General features: G+C 67.1%; 8 protein-coding genes. 6 read left to right on the forward strand and 2 right to left on the reverse strand.

The genetic code is table 11. The features are described from left to right. Positions 1 to 246: 246 nt before the first annotated feature. The 6 genes from VF662_RS12415 to VF662_RS12440 all read left to right on the forward strand — a co-directional run bounded on the left by VF662_RS12415 (position 247) and on the right by VF662_RS12440 (position 5743). Positions 247 to 2757 (forward strand): helicase-related protein, encoded by a 2511-nt coding sequence (locus VF662_RS12415; protein ID WP_464141648.1) that lies wholly within the window; start codon positions 247 to 249, stop codon positions 2755 to 2757. Beyond that, positions 2750 to 3049 (forward strand): RNA-binding S4 domain-containing protein, encoded by a 300-nt coding sequence (locus VF662_RS12420; protein ID WP_464141650.1) that lies wholly within the window; start codon positions 2750 to 2752, stop codon positions 3047 to 3049. The genes VF662_RS12415 and VF662_RS12420 overlap by 8 nt, the downstream gene beginning before the upstream one ends. Positions 3050 to 3074: 25 nt before the next feature. Beyond that, positions 3075 to 3413, forward strand: coding sequence for a ferredoxin FdxA (gene fdxA / locus VF662_RS12425; RefSeq protein ID WP_464141652.1), 339 nt, complete (start codon positions 3075 to 3077; stop codon positions 3411 to 3413). Between the two features lie 218 nt (positions 3414 to 3631). Next, positions 3632 to 4168: a CarD family transcriptional regulator gene (locus tag VF662_RS12430; protein ID WP_464141654.1), complete on the forward strand. Its 537-nt coding sequence runs from the start codon at positions 3632 to 3634 to the stop codon at positions 4166 to 4168. Between the two features lie 114 nt (positions 4169 to 4282). Next, entirely contained in the window at positions 4283 to 5005 is a 723-nt protein-coding gene (locus VF662_RS12435; protein ID WP_464141657.1) for a head GIN domain-containing protein, read from the forward strand. 54 nt (positions 5006 to 5059) lie between these two features. Continuing rightward, entirely contained in the window at positions 5060 to 5743 is a 684-nt protein-coding gene (locus tag VF662_RS12440) for a head GIN domain-containing protein (RefSeq protein ID WP_464141661.1), read from the forward strand. Here the strand turns inward: VF662_RS12440 and VF662_RS12445 are convergent. Continuing rightward, entirely contained in the window at positions 5740 to 6144 is a 405-nt protein-coding gene (locus VF662_RS12445; RefSeq protein WP_464141663.1) for a DUF1489 family protein, read from the reverse strand. The two genes, VF662_RS12440 and VF662_RS12445, sit on opposite strands and share 4 nt — an antisense overlap. Positions 6145 to 6184: 40 nt before the next feature. Continuing rightward, a partial coding sequence (locus tag VF662_RS12450; protein WP_464141666.1) for a magnesium transporter occupies positions 6185 to 6376 on the reverse strand: 192 nt, incomplete at its 5' end.

Genomic DNA, 6376 nt, shown 5'->3' on the forward strand with positions numbered 1-6376 from the left:
TACAAAGCGGTTGTGCCCCCGCAGCCCTTGCCACCCCAGCGCGGATGCGGCGAGGCTTACGCCCTCGTCCTGCTACTCCCGCGACGGGAGCCTGACTGTGGTTAAAGACGGTTGAAGTAAAGTTAAGGCTGCCGGAGTCCGACCACAGGTGCGGCCAGCTGCCGCGCCGGCCGGACGAGTCGAGCGAGCACGATGGAACCGGCGGAGATTGTTGCCTTTTGTAATGCCAGTGCCGATCTATCCCGCATGACCGGATTCGCCCGTTCGCCGCTTGCGGCGATTCTCGGCCCCACCAATACGGGCAAGACCCACCTCGCGGTTGAGCGGATGTGCGCGCATTCGAGCGGAATGATCGGCTTTCCGCTGCGGCTCCTGGCGCGCGAGGTCTACGACCGGGTCGTGAAGCTGAAGGGGCCGAACCAGGTCGCGCTGATCACCGGCGAGGAGAAGATCCTCCCCAAGGATGCCCGCTGGTTCCTCTGCACCGCCGAATCGATGCCGATGGAGCGGGATTTCGCCTTCGTCGCGCTGGACGAGGCGCAGCTTGGCGCGGATCACGAGCGGGGACACGTCTTCACCGACCGGCTGCTTCACGCCCGCGGCCGGGAGGAGACGATGATCCTCGGCTCCGAAGCGCTTGCGCCGATGGTGCGCGCGCTTCTTCCCAAGGCCGAGATCATCGGCCGTCCGCGCTTCTCCACCTTGAGCTATGCCGGCCCCACCAAGCTTTCGCGTCTGCCGCCGCGTTCGGCGATCGTCGCCTTCTCGGCTGAGCAGGTCTACGCGGTGGCGGAGATGCTGCGCCGAATGCGCGGAGGCGCCGCGGTGGTGATGGGCGCGCTCAGCCCCCGCACCCGCAACGCCCAGGTCGCCATGTATCAGGCGGGCGAGGTGGATTATCTCGTCGCGACCGATGCGATCGGCATGGGCCTCAACATGGACGTCGCCCATGTCGCCTTTGCCGGCCTTTCCAAGTTCGACGGACATCGGCGGCGGCGGCTTACCCCTGCGGAGATGGCACAGATTGCCGGGCGCGCCGGCCGCCACCAGCGCGACGGCACCTTCGGATCGCTGACGCTCGAAGGCGAGCTCATCTCCGAGTTCCGGCCGGAGGAGATCGAGGCGATCGAGGAGCATCGCTTCCAGCCGCTCGACTTCCTTTACTGGCGCGAGGGCGATCCCGATTTCCGGAGCGTCGAGGCGCTGGTCCGCTCGCTCGAGAAGCGCCCCGACAAGCCAGGTCTTCGACCGGCGCACGAAGCCGTCGATCTTGCCGTGCTGAAGCGGCTAGCCGAGGATCCCGACGTGCTGGACCGCGCCAAGGGCTACGAGCGGGTGCGGCGCCTCTGGGCCGCCTGCGGCCTTCCGGACTTCCGCAAAACGGGAGCAGACCACCACGCCCGGCTGGTGGCGCGGATCTACGTCCACCTCACCGAGGGTGCGGGCCGGATCCCGCAGGGCTGGTATGCCGAGCAGCTCGCCAAGCTGGACAACGTCCAGGGCGACATCGACACCCTCGCCGATCGGATCGCGGGGGTGCGCACCTGGGCCTATATCGCGCACCGGCCCGACTGGCTGGTGGAGCCGGACGCGATGGCGGAGCGCGCCCGCTCCGTAGAAGAGAAGCTTTCGGACGCCCTACACGAACGGCTGACGCAGCGCTTCGTCGACCGCCGCACCTCGGTGCTGATGCGCGACGTCGGGAAGGGCGCGGGCGAATTTCCTGTCATTGTCGACGAACAGGGAGAAGTGACGGTCGGCACCTATCCGATCGGGCGCCTCGACGGCTTTCATTTCGAGGTGGACCCCACCGCCCGCCACGCGGACCGGAAGATGCTGCTTGCGACCGCCGAGCGGCGGCTGAGCGGCGAGTTCGAGCGGCGCGCCGCCGCCCTCGTTGCCGATACGGACGACCATTTCACGCTCCGCACCGATGCCGACAAGCAGGTCGCCATCCTCTGGCGCGGCCATGAGGTGGCGAAGCTCGGGCCGGGCAAGAACCTTCTCTCGCCGCGGGTGCTGCTGGACCGGCGGCTGGAGCGTGTCTCCGACCGCGGCCGCGAGGCAGTGATCGAGCGGCTGAAGAATTGGGTGCGGGGGCAGGTCGAGCGGTCGCTCGGCAAGCTCCGGGCCGCGGGCGCGGCGGCGCAGGAAGCCGCTGCCGGTCCGGCCGTGCGCTCCGTGCTCGCAATGCTGGTGGACGAGGGCGGCATCATCGACCGCTCGGAAGTCGCGAAGCCGCTCGCCGAGCTCAACCGGGAGCAGCGCCGCCACATCTCGAAGCTCGGCGTACGGATCGGGGCGCTCGACCTCTTCATGCCCGACGTGCTGAAGCCGGAGGCCCGGCGGTGGCGGACGGCTCTTCGCGCCGCGGCTGCGGGAGAGGCGATGCCAGAGCTTCCGGCGCATTCTAGCGTGGTTCTGCCGACGCCGAAGGACGAGCTCCGGACTTTGCTAACGCGGCTGGGCTTTCGGGCGCTCGGGCCGCAGATGCTGCGCGTCGATCTCGTCGAGCGGCTGGCGCGGCACGCGCACGAAGCCCGGACCGGCAAGCAGCCCAGCGTCGTCGACGCGGCGCTCACCACCTCGCTCGGCCTCCAGCCCGAGGCGGTGGCGCGGCTGATGAAGGAGATCGGCTTCCGCCCCGCCGCGAGCGAAGGGGGCTGGATCTGGAAAGGCCGGGCCCGCCGCCGCGATGACCGGCCGGCCGATCCGACCCACGCCTTTGCGGCGCTTGCCGGCCTCCGCCGTGGCTGACGGCGCGAGCCTCAGACTCGACAAGTTCCTCTGGTTCGCGCGCATCGTGAAGACGCGGAGCCTTGCCCAGCAGCTTGCCGAGCAGGGCCGGCTGAGGCTCGCCGGCCGGGTCATCGACCGCGCGCATGCGCCGGTGCGGGTGGGGGATGTGCTGAGCTTCGCCGTCCACGGCCGGGTGCGCGTGATCAAGGTAGAAGCCCTCCCCACCCGTCGAGGGCCGCCCGCCGAGGCGCGGGCGCTCTACAGCGAGCTGCCAGATGGGCCGTTGACGAGCGAAGGGGCGCCCGATTAGGGCAGGCACTCAGGGAGAAGCGCCAATGACTTACGTCGTCACCGAAGCCTGCATCCGGTGCAAATATATGGATTGCGTCGAAGTGTGCCCGGTGGACTGCTTCTACGAGGGCGAGAACATGCTCGTCATCAACCCCAACGAGTGCATCGATTGCGGCGTCTGCGAGCCGGAATGCCCGGCCGAGGCGATCCTTCCCGACACCGAGGCGGGCCTTGAGAAGTGGCTTGAGGTGAACGCCACCTATTCGGCGGAATGGCCGAACCTCACCCGCAAGCGCGAATCTCCCGCCGATGCCGACGAGCACAAGGGCGAGGAAGGCAAGTTCGACAAATATTTCAGCTCGAACCCCGGCGAAGGCGACTGATTCCTGCGCTTGTGTGCCCTTCCCGGCGCCTCCGGCGTCCGCTGCGCTAGCTTTACCCTCTCATTTCTGTTATAGGATTGTCATCGAAGCGGTCGCCCGTCTGCGTCCGCATTGGTGATCAGAAGAATCGCCGCAAAATCCGAATGCTGGGCTGCGTCTCATGGGGCGGGTGCGGGTTGGCGCGTTTTGCGGCTGTTTCCATTGGGAAGGTCTAATAGATGGCAGCGAAAGCGTTGAGCTTCGACGTTGGCGATTATGTTGTGTACCCCAAGCACGGCGTCGGCCGCGTGGTCGAATTGCAGAGCACCGACATCGCCGGGATGAAACTGGAACTCTACGTCCTCCGGTTCGAAAAAGAGAAGATGACGCTCCGCGTCCCCACCAACAAGGCCGAGAGCGTCGGCATGCGGAAGCTCTCTTCCGACAAGACGATGCAGGAGGCGCTTGCGACGCTCAAGGGCAAGCCGAAGGTGAAGCGCACCATGTGGTCGCGCCGCGCTCAGGAATATGAAGCGAAGATCAATTCGGGCGACCTCGTGTCGATCGCCGAAGTGACCCGCGACCTCTTCCGCGCCGACGACCAGCCCGAGCAGAGCTATTCCGAACGCCAAATCTTCGAAGCGGCCTCCAGCCGCCTCGCCCGCGAGCTGGCCGCGATGGAGCAGGTCGACGAGCCGAAGGCGCTCAACAAGATCCTCGACATCCTCAACAAGGCTGCCGCGGTCTACAACAAGGACAAGGTGGTCGAGAAGTAAGTCTCCCGCACCAGCTTCGGCCTGAAGGGGCGGCTCCGAGAGGGGCCGCCTTTTTCATGTTGCGCACGCGGTCTGATCGTGTATTATGGTTCTAATACACTAGGGAGGCTAGAGATGCGTGCAGCTTTGATCCTGGCGGCCACCTGCTTCATCGGGGCCTGCAACATGTCCGCGAACGCCGAAGGCGGAGACCGCAATGCGGGCCCCGTGACCCAGCGGAGCTTCAACCTCGCGGGCTTCGACTCGGTGTCGCTGGCAGGGCCGCACGACGTCGTCATCAGGGTCGGCGGCGCCCATTCCGTGCGGGCGGAAGGCGGGGCGGCGGTGCTCGACCGGCTCGAGATGAAGATCGAGGGCCGTAACCTCGAGATCGGCACGAAGCGCGGCAACTGGAGCTTCCGCAACGCGCCGAAGACGACCATCTACATCACCATGCCGGCGATCCGGGCCGCAGCGATCGCAGGTTCCGGCGACATGAAGATCGACCGTGCCGAGGGGCAGGATTTCGCCGCCTCGATCGGCGGATCGGGCAATATCGAAGTGGCGGCGCTCCGCGTCGGCGAAGCGAACTTCTCGATCGCCGGATCGGGCGACATCCGGGCCGCGGGCACCTCCGGCCGCTCGAAGGTCTCGATCGCCGGATCGGGCGACGTGGACGCGAGCGCCCTCGAATCCCGGTCGGCCGACGTCTCCATCGTCGGTTCGGGGAATGTCCGGGCGCGGGCGATGGAAACGGCGGACGTGTCTATCATGGGATCGGGCGACGTCGACATCAGCGGCTCCGCCAAATGTTCGGTCCACAAGATGGGGTCGGGCGGCGCGCGCTGCGGCGCCTGAGCCTTCAAGAAGCTTTAACCATAAGCGGGCATGGTCCTTCGAATGAGAAGGATCATGCTCGCCGCCATTGCCGCATTCGCCGCCGCCGCGCCGGCGCAAGCGGAGGAGCGGCGCTTCACCGTCACCAGCTTCGACCGCATCATTGTCGAAGGCCCCTTTGAGATCGTCCTCGCCACCGGCCGCCCGAGTGCGGTCACCGCGAGCGGGACCAATCTTGCCATCGAGCGGGTCTCGATCGAGGTGCAGGGGCGCACGCTCCGAATCCGCCCGAACAAGTCCGCCTGGGGCGGCTATCCGGGGCAGAGCGCCGGGACCGTCAAGCTCAGCATCGGCACGCACGAGCTCAGCGCAGCCACCGTCAGCGGCTCCGGCAGCCTCGCCATCGACCGCGCCAAGGGCATGCGCTTCGCCGCCACCGTCGCCGGCAGCGGGCGCATCGGCATCGGCAATGTCGAGGCGGACACTCTTACGATCGGCCTCATGGGCTCAGGCAAGATCTCGCTTGCCGGCAAGGCCAAGGAGCTCGTCGCCGCAATCCAGGGCTCCGGCGACCTCGACGCGCAGAAGCTCACCGCCGACGATGCCAAGATCGCTGCCGACACGGCGGGAACGATCTCGGTTGCGGTGAAGCGCGCGGCGGAGGTCACCGCCACCGGCGTCGGCGAGACGATCATCCTGGGGAAGCCCGCCTGTACCCTCAAAGGGCAGGGCGCCGGCCGAGTCGCCTGCGGCGGCTAGATCAGGGCCAGCGCCGACAGCTTGTTGACCAAGGCCGGCGGCAGCTCGGCAAGGCCGTCTTCGCTTCCGTCGAAATCCTGGGGTGTGTCCGCCGCAGCGAGGTAGCGCCAGCCCTGGTGCGCGCGCTTCGGGAATGCACGCACCGGCACGAGCCTGGAGTCCAGCCGGATGATCGTCTTCCGCTCCTCGCTTTCGGCAAAGCCGAGGATCGTCTGCCGCGCCGTCACGCGATGCTTGATGATCCAGTAGATCGAGCCGCCGATCAGCTCGTCCGCGCGCTTCGGGCGGAAGCGCGTGACGATCGGCACCACGCCGTCCGCCACTCGCAGCTCCTGGCGCCGCTTCAGCGCCTCGAAGCTCGCGCAGCCGACTGCAACCTTGCTGATGTTGAGTGACCCCATAAGCTGTCATTTGCCGCATTAGCAGCGTCGGATCAACAGCTTAGCCGACGAGCCCAGACCCGGTCGCAAGCCCTAGGAAGATGAGGAAACCCATCGAATCGGTGACCATGGTGACGAAGATCGAGGAGGCGACGGCAGGGTCCGCCCCCGCCCGGTCGAGCGCGAGCGGCATCATCACGCCGGCTAGCCCGGCGATGACGATATTCGCCACCATTGCCGATGCGATCACTCC

Source organism: Allosphingosinicella sp. (assembly GCF_036387215.1).
In the GTDB taxonomy this organism is placed as follows: Bacteria; Pseudomonadota; Alphaproteobacteria; order Sphingomonadales; family Sphingomonadaceae; genus Allosphingosinicella.